Consider the following 13349-nt stretch of genomic DNA (forward strand, 5'->3'; position numbering starts at 1 on the left):
GGCTATTGCGCTCCTCCCTTGGCATCCAGCGAAGCGGAGGCCAGCACGCGCAGGCACAGCTCTTCGTAAGGAATGCCCGCCGCGCGCGCCGACATCGGCACCAGCGAATGGCTGGTCATACCGGGCGAGGTGTTCATCTCGAGCAGGAAGGGCTTGCGGTCGCTGGCGCGGATCATCACGTCGGCGCGGCCCCAGCCGCGGCAGCCGAGCGTGTGGTACGCGGCCAGCGTGATGCGCTGGATCTCGTGCTCCTCGTCGGCCGGCAGGCCGCTCGGGCACTTGTACTGCACGACGTCGGTGAAATACTTGTTCTGGTAGTCGTAGGCGCCTTCGGGCGCGGCGATGCGCACCACCGGCAGCGCGCGCGCGTCGAGCCCCTGGCCGAGCACGGCGCAGGTCACTTCCTCGCCATCGATGAACTCCTCGCAGAGCACGTCGGCGTCGTACTTGGCAGAGAGCGTGACCGCGTCCTGCATCTGCGAGTAGCCCTCGACCTTGGTCACGCCGATGGACGAGCCCTCGCGCGGCGGCTTCACGATCAGCGGCAGGCCGAGCACATCGGGCACCACCATGATCTGCTCGCGGCTTTGCTGGTCGAAGGCCAGGCGCACGTACTTGGGCGTCGGCAGGCCGTCGGCCTGCCAGATGCGCTTGGTCATGACCTTGTCCATCGCCACGCTCGAGGCCATGACGCCCGAGCCGGTGTAGGGAATGCCGAGCAGCTCGAGCGCGCCCTGCACCGTGCCGTCCTCGCCATGGCGGCCATGCAGCGCGACGAAGCAGCGCGCGAAGCCTTCGCGCTTGAGCTCGACCAGTTCGCGCTCGGACGGATCGAAGGCATGCGCATCGACGCCGCGCGAGCGCAGCGCCTCTAGCACGCCGTTGCCCGACATCAACGAGACCTCGCGTTCCGCGGAACTGCCGCCGAACAGCACGGCGACCTTGCCGAAGCGTTTTGGATCCTGAAGGCTCACGATGCCCTCCCCTTGCGCGAGACGCGCTCCGATGTTGTTGACGATGGCGCGGCCGCTGCTGCTGTCGCGGCGCCGCCGAGTTCGACCACCTTGCCCGGCACCGCGCCGATGGAACCAGCGCCCATGGACAGCACGACGTCGCCCGGGCGGGCGTTGTCCAGGACGGCCTGCGGCATGGCCGCGATGTCGTCGACGAACACCGGCTCGACCTTGCCGGCCACGCGCAGCGCGCGCGCCAGCGTGCGGCCGTCGGCCGCCACGATGGGCGCCTCGCCGGCGGCATAGACCTCGCCGAGCAGCACCGAATCGGCGGTACCGATGACCTTCACGAAATCCTCGAAGCAGTCGCGCGTGCGGGTGTAGCGATGCGGCTGGAAAGCCAGCACCAGCCGGCGGCCCGGAAACGCGCCGCGCGCCGCGGCGATCGTGGCCGCCATCTCGACCGGGTGGTGGCCGTAGTCGTCGATCACGGTGAAGCTGCCGGCATCGCCCGGCACGCGCACTTCGCCGTAGCTCTGGAAGCGGCGGCCCACGCCCTTGAAGCCTTCGAGCCCGCGCTGCACCGCCTCATCGGGAATGCCGAGCTCGACCGCCACCGCGATCACCGACAGCGCATTGCGCACGTTGTGCTCGCCCGGCAGGTTCAGCACGATGGGCAGGTCCGGCAGCGTCACGCCGTTGCGGCGCTGCGCGGTGAAGTGCATCTGGCCGCCGACGGCGCGCACGTCGATCGCGCGCACCTGCGCGTCCTCGCCGAAGCCGTAACTGGTGACCGGGCAGGTGACCTGGGCCACGATGTCGCGCACCGCGGGATCGTCGGTGCAGAGAATGGCCACGCCGTAGAACGGCATGCGGTGCAGGAAGTCGACGAAGGCCTTCTTGAGCTTCGCGAAGTCGTGCCCGTAGGTCTCCATGTGGTCGGCGTCGATGTTCGTGACCACCGCCATCACCGGCAGCAGGTTCAGGAACGAGGCGTCCGACTCGTCGGCCTCGACCACGATGTAGTCGCCGCTGCCAAGCTGTGCATTCGCGCCGGCGCTGTTCAGGCGTCCGCCGATCACGAAGGTCGGGTCGAGTCCGGCCGCTTCGAGCACGCTCGCCACGAGGCTCGTGGTCGTGGTCTTGCCGTGCGTGCCCGCGATCGCGATGCCTTGCTTGAGGCGCATCAACTCGGCCAGCATCAGCGCGCGCGGCACGACCGGAATGCGCTTATCGCGCGCGGCCAGAACCTCGGGGTTGTCCGACTGCACCGCGGTCGAGGTGACGACCGCGTCCGCGCCGTCGATGTGCGCGGCCGCATGGCCCACGAAGGTGCCGATGCCCAGGCCCGCGAGCCGGCGCAGCGTGGCGCTGTCGGACAGGTCGGAGCCGGTGATCTTGTAGCCCAGGTTCAGCAGCACCTCGGCGATGCCGCTCATGCCCGAACCGCCGACGCCGACGAAATGGATGTGACGAATCGCGTGCTTCATTTGGCAAGCTCCTCGCAGGCGCGGACGACGGCTTCCACAGCTTCGGTCTTCTGCATGGTCTTGGCCTTGGCGGCCTTCTCGATCAGCGCGGTGCGCTCGGTTTTCTGTAGCAAATCAGCCAGCAATTCAGGAGTGAGGTCGGCCTGCTGCACCAGCCAGCCGCCGCCCGCGTCCACGAGGAAGCGCGCGTTGGTGGTCTGGTGGTCGTCGACCGCCGAGGGGAAAGGCACGAACAGCGCTGCTGCGCCGACGGCCGCGATTTCTGTGACGGTGCTGGCACCGGCGCGCGCGACGATGATGTCGGCGTCGGCATACGCCTGCGCGGTGTCTTCGATGAATGGCGTGAGTTCGCCTTCGACGCCCGCGGCCGTGTAGTTGGCGCGCAGTTCGTCGATCTGCTTGGCGCCGCTCTGATGCAGCACCTGCGGGCGCGTGGCCGGCTCGATGCGGGCCAGCGCCTGCGGCACCACGGTGTTGAGGCCGCGTGCGCCGAGGCTGCCGCCCACCACGAGCAGCTTGAGCGGACCGGTGCGTCCTTCGAAGCGTGCGGCCGGATCGGGCTGCGAGGTGAACGCCGCGCGCAACGGGTTGCCCACCCACTGCGCCTTCTTCAGCACATTCGGGAAGGCGGTGAACACGCGGTCGGCCACGCCCGCCAGCACCTTGTTGGCCAGGCCCGCGACCGAGTTCTGCTCATGCAGCACCAGCGGCTTGTTGAGCAGCACGCCCATCATTCCGCCCGGAAAGGTGATGTAGCCGCCCAGGCCCACCAGCACGTCGGGCTTGACGCGGCGCACCACGCGAAAGCTCTGCCAGAAGGCGCGCAGCAACTTCAACGGCAGCAGGAACAGCGTGAGCGGGCCCTTGCCGCGCACGCCGCCGAACTGGACCGGCTCGAACGCGAAGCCGCGCGGCGGCACGAGCTTTTCTTCCATGCTGCCGGGCGCGCCCAGCCAGTGCACGCGCCAGCCGCGCTCGCGCAATGCCTCGGCCACGGCGAGGCCCGGGAAGATGTGGCCGCCAGTTCCGCCGGCCATGACGAGTGCGGTCCTGCCGGTCATACGCGGCCTCCGCGCATGAGGACGCGGTTCTCGTAATCGATGCGCAGCACGATCGCCAGCGCGATCATGTTCATCAGGATGGCCGAGCCGCCGAAGCTCATCAGCGGCAAGGTCAGACCCTTGGTCGGCAGTGCGCCGAGGTTCACACCCATGTTGATGAAGGCCTGGAAACCGATCCACACGCCGACGCCTTGAGCGACCAGGCCCGAGAACACGCGGTCCAGCGCAATGGCTTGGCGGCCGATGTGCATGACGCGACGCGTGAGCCAGAGGAAGAGGCCGATGATCAACAGCACGCCGACGAGGCCGAACTCCTCGCCAATCACGGCGAGCAGGAAGTCGGTGTGCGCCTCGGGCAGCCAGTGCAGCTTCTCGACGCTGCCGCCCAGGCCCACGCCGAAGATCTCGCCGCGCCCGATGGCGATCAGCGAGTGCGACAACTGATAGCCCTTGCCGAGCGCGTGCTCCTCGCTCCACGGATCGAGGTACGCGAAGATCCGCTCGCGGCGCCACGGACTGGTCGCGACGATGGTGCCGAAGGCCACCACCACCAGCGCGGCGATCACGAAGAACATGCGCGCGTTCACGCCGCCCAGGAAGAGGATGCCCATGGCGATCACCGCGATCACCATGAACGCGCCCATGTCGGGCTCGGCCATCACCAGCATCCCGACCACCACCACCGCAATGCCCATCGGCAGCACGGCGCGGAAGAAGCGCTCCTTGATCTCCATCTTGCGCACCATGTAGCTGGCGGCATAGAGCACCATCGCCACCTTCGCGAGCTCGGAGGGCTGGAAGCGCATGAAACCCATCGGCAGCCACCGCCGCGCACCGTTCACGCTGATGCCGATGTGCGGAATGAGCACCGCCACCAGCAACAGCAGCGAGGCCACGAAGAGCCAGGGCGCGGCGCGCTCCCAGGTCTTCATCGGGATCTGGAAGGCCAGCAGCGCCGCGATGAAGGCGAACACCACCGACGCCGCATGCCGCGTGAGGAAGAACGAGGCGTTGTAGCCGGCGCGCGCGAAGCGCGGGTTGTCGGGCAGTGCGATGGAAGCCGAATACACCATCACCAGGCCCCAGGTCAGGAGCGCGACGGTGACCCAGACCAGCGCCTGGTCGAAGCCCAGCACGCGCATCGGCGTGGCCTTGGTCTGCGCGATGCCGGCACCGCCCAGCCGCACCGGCAGGTGCACGGGCAGCGAATCGATGCCGCTGCGGGCGCGCCTGAACCAGCCACCGAAGCGGCTGGTGCGGGTGTCGGGCGTCGAGGCGCCTGCAGCAGCGGAGTTCACAGCGTTTCCTCCGGGGACGAACCGTCGATCGACATGCCGCGCGGGTTGTCCGCGAGCGTCTGCACGGCCTCGCGGAAAACTTCCGCGCGGTGCTCGTAGTCGTTGAACATGTCGAAGCTCGCACAGGCCGGTGACAGCAGCACGGCATCGCCGGGGTTGGCGCGCGCAGTGGCGAGCTTCACCGCCTCGTCCATCGAGGCGGCATGCATCAGCGAGACGCCGGTGTTGGCGAGCGCGGCCTCGATCAGCGGCGCATCGCGGCCGATCAGCACCACGGCGCGTGCGTGCTGGGCCACAGGCGCGGCGAGCGGCTCGAAGTCCTGGCCCTTGCCTTCGCCGCCGAGGATGACGACCACGCGGCGGTCTTCGCCCAGGCCGTTCAGCGCGGCAACCGTCGCGCCGACGTTGGTGCCCTTGCTGTCGTCGAAGTACTCGACGTCGTCGATCAGCGCGATCGGCTCCACGCGATGCGGCTCGCCGCGGTATTCACGCAGGCCATAGAGCATCGGGCCGAGCGGGCAGTCGGCGGCGGTGGCGAGCGCCAGCGCGGCCAGCGCGTTCATGGCGTTGTGGCGGCCGCGGATGCGCAGCGCGTCGGCGGGCATCAGGCGCTGGAAGAAGATTTCTTCTTCGACCACCGCGCCGCGCTTGCGCTTCTGCGTTTCGTCGGCTTCGAGCGCGCGCACCAGCCAGGCGACACCGTTGATGCGCTCGATGCCGTAGTCACCCGGGCGCAGCGGCATCGCGCTGCCGAAGGTGACGTGCGCGCGGATCTGCGGACGCTGCAGCTTCACCCGGATGGGCGGCGGCAGCATGGCCATCACGCCCGTGTCGTCGCGGTTGAGGATCATCAGGCCCTTCGCACCGAAGATGCGCGCCTTCGCCGCAGCGTAGGCCGACATGTCGCCGTGCCAGTCGAGGTGGTCCTGCGTGAGGTTGAGCACGGTGGCGGCGGTCGGCTCGAAGCCCTGCACGCCGTCGAGCTGAAAGCTGGAGAGCTCGAGCACCCAGACATCGGGCAGCGTTTCGGCGTCGATGTGTGCAGCGAGCGTATCGAGCAACGTGGGGCCGATGTTGCCGGCCACGGCCACGGTCTTGCCCGCGCGCTCCACCAGTTGGCCGGTGAGCGCGGTGACGGTGGTCTTGCCGTTGGTGCCGGTGACGGCGAGCACCGCGGGGGTATAGCCCTTGGGTGCCGGCGGTTCCTCGATCGGCACCAGGGGCAGTTGGGCCGTCGGCTCTTCTTCCACCGCGGCGGAGGCCGGGTTGGTGGCGGAGAGCTCGGCGATCTTGGCGACGAAGTCGGCGGCCTCGCGGGCGGCCGTGGGGACGTAGGGCTTGCCGGTGGCAGGCAGGCGGGAGCCGGTGGCGGGCGCCGGTACGGCTGTCGTCGCTTCGGGCGCGGCATCGGTGGCTGCTGCGGCTTCTGCAGCCGGTGCTGCTTCTTCCGCAGGCGGCGAAACCGGCACGCTCAGCGAAGGATCGCGCGGCATCGCCTCCGCCATCGCGGGGGTTGCGGGTTCGGGCGCGGCTTCGGTGGCTTCCGTGCTTTCGGTTGCGGCAACGGACTCGACGGTCTGCGCAGGCACTTCAGCCGTTTCGGCGGCTTCGGGCACTTCGGTCGCCTCGACAGCCGCAGCCGCTTCAACTGCGACCTGCTCTTCTGCCGCTGCAGGGACTTCCGGCGTGCCAGGGGTTTCGGTGGCTTCAGCGGGCGCAGCTTCTTCCGGCTCAACGCTCAAGGCCAACTCGGCCTGCGCTTCGGCAGGTTCCACAGGCGCTTCCACAACCGATTGCTCGGCCGCTGCCTCAGGCTCGGCCGCGGCTTCTTCCACCACCGGCACTTCGACCGTTCGCAGATCCAGCAGCGCGCGCGCAAAGAGATCGAGTTCACCGCCGACCGTGAGGCCCACAGCCCGCGCCGCGTCGACGACCGGCGCAATGGTCTCGGGCGACAGCCCCGGCGAGCGGTACACCGCACGGATCGGCGTGCCCTCGATCAGCGCGGCCGAGAACGGCCCACCGATGAAAGTCACCTCGGGCAACTCCGCCTGCAGCGTCGCGAGCGCGGCGGGCGCCTCGCGCGTGTCCGCCACGGTCACGACCGCACCGTGGCGCGCGCACCAGCGCGCCATCGCCAGCCCGGACGCACCGAGGCCGAGGACGAGGACGGGGAGGTCTTTCAGATGGCGCATCGGTTCTTTCTCACCGCAGCTTCAACGTCGAAAGACCCACGAGGCACAGGAGCATCGTGATGATCCAGAAGCGCACCACGACCTGCGTCTCGCGCCAGCCGCTCTTCTCGAAGTGGTGGTGCAGCGGCGCCATCTTGAGCACGCGGCGACCTTCGCCGTAGCGCTTCTTGGTGTACTTGAAGTACATGACCTGCGCCATCACCGAGATCGCCTCGACCACGAAGATGCCGCCCATGATGAAGAACACGATCTCCTGGCGCACGATCACCGCGATGGTGCCCAGCGCGCCGCCGAGCGCGAGCGCGCCCACGTCGCCCATGAAGACCTGCGCCGGATGCGTGTTGAACCAGAGGAACGCGAGACCCGCGCCGGCCATCGCCGAGCAGAACACCAGCAGTTCGCCCGAGCCCGGGATGTTGGGGAACAGCAGGTACTTGGAGTACACCGCGCTGCCCGTGACGTAGGCGAACACGCCCAGCGCCGAGCCCACCATCACCACCGGCATGATCGCCAGGCCGTCGAGCCCGTCGGTCAGGTTGACCGCGTTGCTCGCGCCCACGATCACGAGGTACGTGAGGATCACGAAGCCGATGCCGCCCAGCGGGTAGCTCACTTCCTTGAAGAAGGGCACCAGCAGGTTGATCTTGGGCGGGAAGTCCAGGTCGAAGCCCGACTGCACCCAGGCGAAGAACAGCTGCAGCACGCGCCAGTTGGAGCTCTCGGAAATGCTGAAGAGCAGGTAGAAGCCCGCGAGCAGGCCGACCACCGACTGCCAGAAATACTTCTCGCGCGAGCGCATGCCTTCGGGGTCCTTGCGCACCACCTTGCGCCAGTCGTCGACCCAGCCGATGGCGCCGAAGCCCATCGTCACCCACAGCACGATCCACACGAAGCGGTTCGAAATATCGAACCACAGCAGCGTGGCGAAGGCGATCGCGAACAGCACCAGCACGCCGCCCATGGTGGGCGTGCCGCTCTTGGTGAGGTGCGTCTCCATGCCGTAGCCGCGCACCGGCTGGCCGATCTTGAGCGCGGCGAGGCGGCGAATGACGTACGGGCCGGCCACCAGGCCGACGACCAGCGCCGTGAGCGCGGCCATCAGCGCGCGGAAAGTGAGGTACTGGAAAACGCGCAAGAACCCGAACTCGGGCGAAAGCGTCTGCAGCCATTGGGCCAGACTCATCAGCATGTGGTGTCGCGCGGCTCATGCGTCATGACCGGCCTCCTTTTGTTGTTTTGGGATGTGACTGCGCGAGATCGCCGATCGCCTGCACCACGCGCTCCATCTTCATGAAGCGCGAGCCTTTGACGAGCACGCTGCCGACCAGCGGCAGGCGCGCCAGCACGGCGGCGTGCAGTGCGTCGTAGTCGCCGAAATGACGGCCGTTTTCTGTGTCCCCGAAGGCCGCGACGGTGTGCGCGGTCTCGGTGCCGAGCGTGTAGACGGCCTCGATGCCGCGCTGCTTCGCCCAGGCGCCGACCTCGGCGTGGAACTCGGGCGCGCGGTTGCCGACCTCGCCCATGTCGCCGAGCACCAGCAGGTGCGGACCGGGCAGGCCCGCGAGCACGTCGATGGCGGCGATCACGGAATCGGGGTTGGCGTTGTAGCTGTCGTCGACCAGCGTGAGCGTGTGCTTGTTCGACAGCACGACCTCGCTGGCCTTGGAGCGGCCCTTGACCGGCTCGAAGGCCGTCAGGCCCTCGGCGATGCGCTCGATCGGCACGCCCGCCGCAAGCGCGCAGGCGGTGGCGGCCAGCGCGTTGCCCACGTTGTGGCGGCCGGCGATGTGCAGCTGCGCATCGAAGGCGCCCAGCGGCGTGCGGATGCGCACGGCCCAGGCACCCTGCTTCCATTCGGCGCTGTCCAGCGAGATGTCGGCGCCCTCGTCTTCGCCGAAGGTCATGCAGCGGCGCGAGCCGCCGTCATGCGCCATGTCGGTCCAGAGCGAGGTGAAGGTGTCGCCGTATGGAAAGACGGCCGTGCCGTCGTCGGGCAGCACCGCGAACACGGCGGCGTTCTCGATGGCGACCGCCTCGACGGTGGCCATGAATTCCTGGTGTTCGCGCTGGGCGTTGTTGACCAGCGCGATGGTCGGACGCGAGATGGCGGCCAGCCGCGCGATTTCGCCCGGGTGGTTCATGCCCAGTTCCAGCACCGCGTGCTGGTGGCGCGCCCGCAGGCGCAGCAGCGTGAGCGGCACGCCGATCTCGTTGTTGAAATTGCCGGCCGTGGCCAGCGCGCGGTCTGCGCGGAAGGCGACAAGGATCGCCGCGATCATCTGCGTGACGGTCGTCTTGCCGTTGCTGCCGGTGACCGCGATCAGCGGCAGCTCGAACTGCGCGCGCCAGCCCGCGCCGAGCGCGCCGAGCGCAACCAGAGAGTCGGGCACTTCGAGGCCCGCAAGGCCGGCGGCTTCGAGGCCGTGGTGGGCGATGGCGGCGACAGCGCCGTGCTCCTTGGCCTGGGCCAGGAAATCGTTGGCGTCGAAGCGCTCGCCCTTGAGCGCGACGAACAGGTCTCCATCGGCCAGCGTGCGGGTGTCGGTGTGCACGCGCGCGATCACCGTCGCCGGGTCGCCCACGAGGCGGGAGCCGGGAATCCATTGCTGCGCTTGCGCGAGCGTCATGTTCAGCGGCGTCATATCCGTCATGCCGCACCTCGCTTCGTCAGCGCGTCCAGCGCATGGGCCCTGTCGGAGAACGGAATGCGTTGGCCCGCGATCTCTTGCCAGGCCTCGTGGCCCTTGCCGGCGATCAGCACCACGTCCTGCGGCGCGGCCTGCGCGATCACGTCGGCAATGGCGGCCGCGCGGTCGGACTGCACCTGGGCAACTTCGGGGCGCGAGAAGCCGCGCAGCACCTGGCTGATGATCGCGTCGGGCTTTTCGCTGCGCGGGTTGTCGCTGGTCACGACGACGTGATCGGCCTGGCGCTCGGCCACGGCGGCCATCATCGGGCGCTTGATCGGATCGCGGTCGCCGCCGCAGCCGAACACGCACCAGAGCGCGCCGCCGCGCTGCTGCGCCAGCGGGCGCAGGCCGGCGAGCGCCTTGTCGAGGGCGTCGGGGGTGTGGGCATAGTCGACCACGGCGAGCGGTATGTTGCCGGCCACGCTCACACGCTCCATGCGGCCGGGCACGCTGGTGAGATTGCCGCAGGCCGCCACGGCTTGCGACAGCGAGAGCCCCAGCGCGCGCAGCGTGCCGAGCACGCCGAGCAGGTTGGCCACGTTGTACTGGCCGATGAGGCCGGTGGAAAGTCGCTCGACCGACGCGGTGCCGTGTTCGGCCACCGAAAACTGCAGCCCCTGCGCGTCGTAGCCGATGTCGCGCGCCGCGAGACGGGCGGCCTTGCCGCCGGCCGACACGGTCCAGACGTCGAGCGCGCCAATGCCGGCATCGACAAGGTTCGCGCACAGGCTCGCGCCGTGCATGTCGTCGATGTTGATCACCGCGGCACGCAGGCCCGGCCAACGGAACAGCTCGGCCTTGGCTTCCCAATAGGCATCCATGCTGCCGTGGTAGTCGAGGTGGTCCTGCGTGAAATTGGTGAAGACCGCGACCGCGATCCGCGCGCCGTCGAGCCGGCGTTCGGCGATGCCGATCGACGAGGCTTCGATGGCGCAGGCGCCGAAGCCGCGCTCGACCAGCACGCGCAATTCGCCCTGCATCATCACGGGGTCGGGCGTGGTGAGGCCGGTGTAGGTGAGATCGGGCGGCACGCCGATGCCCAGCGTGCCCATCACGGCGCAGGGCGACGGCGCGCTCCGCTCCATGGTGCCGTCGGGCCGCATCGCGCGAACGCCGCCGGCCGCGCGCAGCGTGGAAAGCGATTCGGCCAGCCACCACGCGGTGGAGGTCTTGCCGTTGGTTCCGGTCACGGCCAGCACGTCGAGCAGCGCCGAGGGGTTGTCGTGGAAGGCCGAGGCGATCGGGCCGGTGGCGGCCTTCAGGCCCGGGTAGGCCGCGATGCGATCGCTGTATTCACTTTGATCGAAGCCGAAGGCATCGACACCCTCGTACTCGACCAGGCAGGCCGCAGCGCCCTGCGCGAGCGCGGCCGCCACGTGCTTGCGCCCGTCGGTCGCGGCGCCGGGCCAGGCGATGAAGCCGTCGCCCGCGCCCACGGGCCGGCTGTCGGCATGCAGCGCGCCCTGCACACGCTCCTTGAGCCAGAGCGCGGCCAGTTGGGGGGATGTGAGTGTCAGCATGCTCAGAAGCTCTCGTCGACGCCCTGCGTCATCACAAGGGGTTTGACCGCCAGGTCGGGCGCGACGTTCATCATGCGCAGGGTCTGCTGCACGACTTCGCTGAACACGGGTGCCGCAGCCACGCCGCCGAAATACTGGCCGTCGCTGGGCTCGTCGATCATCACCGCGACGATGATGCGCGGCTTCTCGATGGGCGCCATGCCGGTGAACCAGGCGCGGTACTTGTTGCTCGCGTAGCCCTTGCCGACCTGCTTGTGGGCCGTGCCCGACTTGCCGCCGACCGAGTAGCCGACCGTCTGCGCGCGCGTGCCGGTGCCGCCGGGGCCGGCGGCCATCTGCAGCATCTTGCGCACGGCCAGCGCGTTGGAGGGCGAGAACACCCGCACGCCGACCGGCGCCTCGGTGGTCTTGAGGATCGTGACGGGGATGATCGAGCCGTCGTGCGCGAACGCGGTGTACGAATGCGCCATCTGGAACAGCGACGCCGACAGGCCGTAGCCGTAGGCCATGGTGGCCTGCTCGACCGGCTTCCATGTCTTCCACGGACGCAGGCGCCCGGTAACCGCGCCGGGGAACTGGATCTGCGGCTTCTGGCCGTAGCCGAGCGCGGTGTAGGTGTCCCACATTTCGTGGGGCGTCATCTTCTGCGCAATCTTGAGCGCGCCGACATTGCTCGACTTCTGGATCACGCCCTCGACCGTGAGCGTGCCGTAGTTGTGCGTGTCGCTGATGGTGAAGCCGCCCAGCTGGTAGCGGCCGGGGCTGGTTTCGATCAGCGTCGAAGGCTTCACGCGGCCGGCTTCCAGCGCCATGCCGGCGGTGATGGGCTTCATGGTCGAGCCGGGCTCGAAAGTGTCGGTGACGGCGCGGTTGCGCAGCTGTTCGCCGGTGAGGTTCTGGCGCTTGTCGGGCACGTAGCTCGGGTAGTTGGCCAGCGCCAGCACCTCGCCGGTGATGGAGTCGAGCACCACCACGCTGCCGGCCTTGGCCTTGCGGGCCGTCACCGCGTCGCGCAGCTTCTGGTAGGCGAAGAACTGCACCTTGCTGTCCACGCTCAGCTGGATGTCCTGGCCATCGAGCGGCGGCACGATGTCGCCGACGCCCTCGACCACGCGGCCCAGGCGGTCCTTGATGACGCGGCGCGAACCCGCCTTGCCGGCCAGTTCCTTGTTGAAGGCGAGCTCGATGCCTTCCTGGCCGCTGTCCTCCACGTTGGTGAAGCCGACCACGTGCGCGGCCGCCTCGCCTTCGGGGTACTGGCGCTTGTATTCCTTGCGCTGGTAGATGCCCTTGAGGTTCATCGCGGCGATCTGCTTGGCGATGGGCTCGTCGACCTGGCGCTTGATCCAGACGAAGGTCTTGTCCTCGTCCTGCAGCTTCTTGTCGAAGTCCTTCTGCGGCATCTCCAAGAGCTTGGCCACCTGCTTGAGCTTGGCGCGCACCTCGGGGTCGTCGCGCTCGATATCTTCGGGAATGGCCCAGATGCTGGGCGCCACCACGCTGGAAGCGAGGATGAGCCCATTGCGGTCGAGGATGCGGCCGCGGTTGGCCGGCAGCTCGAGCGTGCGCGCGAAGCGCACCTCGCCCTGCCGCTGGAAGAAGCTGTTGTTGAAGACCTGCACGTACGCCGCGCGCCCCGCCAGCATGACAAAGCCGAACGCGATGCCCGCGACGATGAACTTGCTGCGCCACACCGGCGTCTTGCTCGCGAGCAAGGGGCTGGTGGTGTAGCGAACGCTGCGGTCGCGGCGGCTCATCGTGCAGCCCCCCTGGCGGTGGTGGCGGCCGGCTTGGGCGGCGTCACGGGCGGCAGCGGCGCGACGGCCGGGATCACCGAGCCGTCCGGGCGCACGTACTGCGTGATGGCCGGCGTGGTGGTGCGCATCTGCAGCTGCTCCTTGGCGAGCTTCTCGACGCGCAGCGGCGTGGCCTGGGCACGCTTCTCGACCTGCAGGCGGTCGTGGTCGGTTTCCAGGCGGCGCGCCTCCTGCTGCACGCGGTCGAGCTCGGTGTAGAGCTGGCGCGAGCGGTACTGCGTATGGACGAGATAGAGCGACGTCGCGATGACGGCCATCAGCAGGAGCAGGTTCAGGCGGGCCATGACTAGAGAACCTCCCCCAGGCTGCGCCACTGCGTGGCTCC

At 68.8% G+C, this 13349-nt stretch carries 10 protein-coding genes; all 10 read right to left on the minus strand.

The window, feature by feature from the left end; translation table 11 throughout:
• Positions 1–2: 2 nt before the first annotated feature.
• Genes ACSFA7_RS29560 through ftsL form a run of 10 tightly spaced genes read right to left on the minus strand, consistent with a single transcriptional unit; the run spans position 3 to position 13308 of the window.
• Positions 3–974 carry a D-alanine--D-alanine ligase gene (locus ACSFA7_RS29560; protein WP_435502638.1) on the minus strand — a complete coding sequence of 324 codons (972 nt, stop codon included), beginning with the start codon at positions 972–974 and terminating at the stop codon, positions 3–5.
• The gene (gene murC, locus ACSFA7_RS29565) at positions 971–2443 is read right to left on the minus strand and encodes a UDP-N-acetylmuramate--L-alanine ligase (protein WP_435502639.1); all 1473 of its coding nucleotides are present in this window, start codon (positions 2441–2443) and stop codon (positions 971–973) included. Before murC ends, ACSFA7_RS29560 begins: the two co-directional genes overlap by 4 nt.
• Entirely contained in the window at positions 2440–3504 is a 1065-nt protein-coding gene (gene murG, locus ACSFA7_RS29570; RefSeq protein WP_435502640.1) for an undecaprenyldiphospho-muramoylpentapeptide beta-N-acetylglucosaminyltransferase, read from the minus strand. Before murG ends, murC begins: the two co-directional genes overlap by 4 nt.
• Positions 3501–4802: a putative lipid II flippase FtsW gene (ftsW, locus tag ACSFA7_RS29575; protein ID WP_435502641.1), complete on the minus strand. Its 1302-nt coding sequence runs from the start codon at positions 4800–4802 to the stop codon at positions 3501–3503. The genes murG and ftsW overlap by 4 nt, the downstream gene beginning before the upstream one ends.
• A complete protein-coding gene (gene murD, locus ACSFA7_RS29580; protein WP_435502642.1) occupies positions 4799–6997 on the minus strand; it encodes a UDP-N-acetylmuramoyl-L-alanine--D-glutamate ligase in 2199 nt (732 codons plus the stop codon). The genes ftsW and murD overlap by 4 nt, the downstream gene beginning before the upstream one ends.
• A 10-nt stretch (positions 6998–7007) precedes the next feature.
• Positions 7008–8186, minus strand: coding sequence for a phospho-N-acetylmuramoyl-pentapeptide-transferase (gene mraY / locus ACSFA7_RS29585; RefSeq protein WP_435502643.1), 1179 nt, complete (start codon positions 8184–8186; stop codon positions 7008–7010).
• A 22-nt stretch (positions 8187–8208) separates the two neighbouring features.
• Positions 8209–9648, minus strand: coding sequence for a UDP-N-acetylmuramoyl-tripeptide--D-alanyl-D-alanine ligase (locus tag ACSFA7_RS29590; RefSeq protein WP_435502644.1), 1440 nt, complete (start codon positions 9646–9648; stop codon positions 8209–8211).
• A complete protein-coding gene (locus ACSFA7_RS29595; RefSeq protein WP_435502645.1) occupies positions 9645–11207 on the minus strand; it encodes a UDP-N-acetylmuramoyl-L-alanyl-D-glutamate--2,6-diaminopimelate ligase in 1563 nt (520 codons plus the stop codon). The genes ACSFA7_RS29590 and ACSFA7_RS29595 overlap by 4 nt, the downstream gene beginning before the upstream one ends.
• Before the next feature lie 2 nt (positions 11208–11209).
• Positions 11210–12964, minus strand: a complete 1755-nt coding sequence (locus ACSFA7_RS29600; protein WP_435502646.1) for a peptidoglycan D,D-transpeptidase FtsI family protein — start codon at positions 12962–12964, stop codon at positions 11210–11212.
• A complete protein-coding gene (gene ftsL / locus ACSFA7_RS29605) occupies positions 12961–13308 on the minus strand; it encodes a cell division protein FtsL (protein WP_093441368.1) in 348 nt (115 codons plus the stop codon). The genes ACSFA7_RS29600 and ftsL overlap by 4 nt, the downstream gene beginning before the upstream one ends.
• Between the last annotated feature and the right edge of the window lie 41 nt (positions 13309–13349).

It is taken from the genome of Variovorax trehalosi, from assembly GCF_051216415.1.
In the GTDB taxonomy this organism is placed as follows: domain Bacteria; phylum Pseudomonadota; class Gammaproteobacteria; order Burkholderiales; family Burkholderiaceae_C; genus Variovorax.

What these genes read in the sequence shown, in the direction of transcription:
- murD (WP_435502642.1), bottom strand. Translation starts at nt 6,997, where the DNA reads ATGCGCCATCTGAAAGACCTCCCCGTCCTCGTCCTCGGCCTCGGTGCG.
- murG (WP_435502640.1), bottom strand. Translation starts at nt 3,504, where the DNA reads ATGACCGGCAGGACCGCACTCGTCATGGCCGGCGGAACTGGCGGCCAC.
- ACSFA7_RS29590 (WP_435502644.1), bottom strand. Translation starts at nt 9,648, where the DNA reads ATGACGGATATGACGCCGCTGAACATGACGCTCGCGCAAGCGCAGCAA.
- murC (WP_435502639.1), bottom strand. Translation starts at nt 2,443, where the DNA reads ATGAAGCACGCGATTCGTCACATCCATTTCGTCGGCGTCGGCGGTTCG.
- mraY (WP_435502643.1), bottom strand. Translation starts at nt 8,186, where the DNA reads ATGCTGATGAGTCTGGCCCAATGGCTGCAGACGCTTTCGCCCGAGTTC.
- ftsL (WP_093441368.1), bottom strand. Translation starts at nt 13,308, where the DNA reads ATGGCCCGCCTGAACCTGCTCCTGCTGATGGCCGTCATCGCGACGTCG.
- ACSFA7_RS29595 (WP_435502645.1), bottom strand. Translation starts at nt 11,207, where the DNA reads ATGCTGACACTCACATCCCCCCAACTGGCCGCGCTCTGGCTCAAGGAG.
- ACSFA7_RS29600 (WP_435502646.1), bottom strand. Translation starts at nt 12,964, where the DNA reads ATGAGCCGCCGCGACCGCAGCGTTCGCTACACCACCAGCCCCTTGCTC.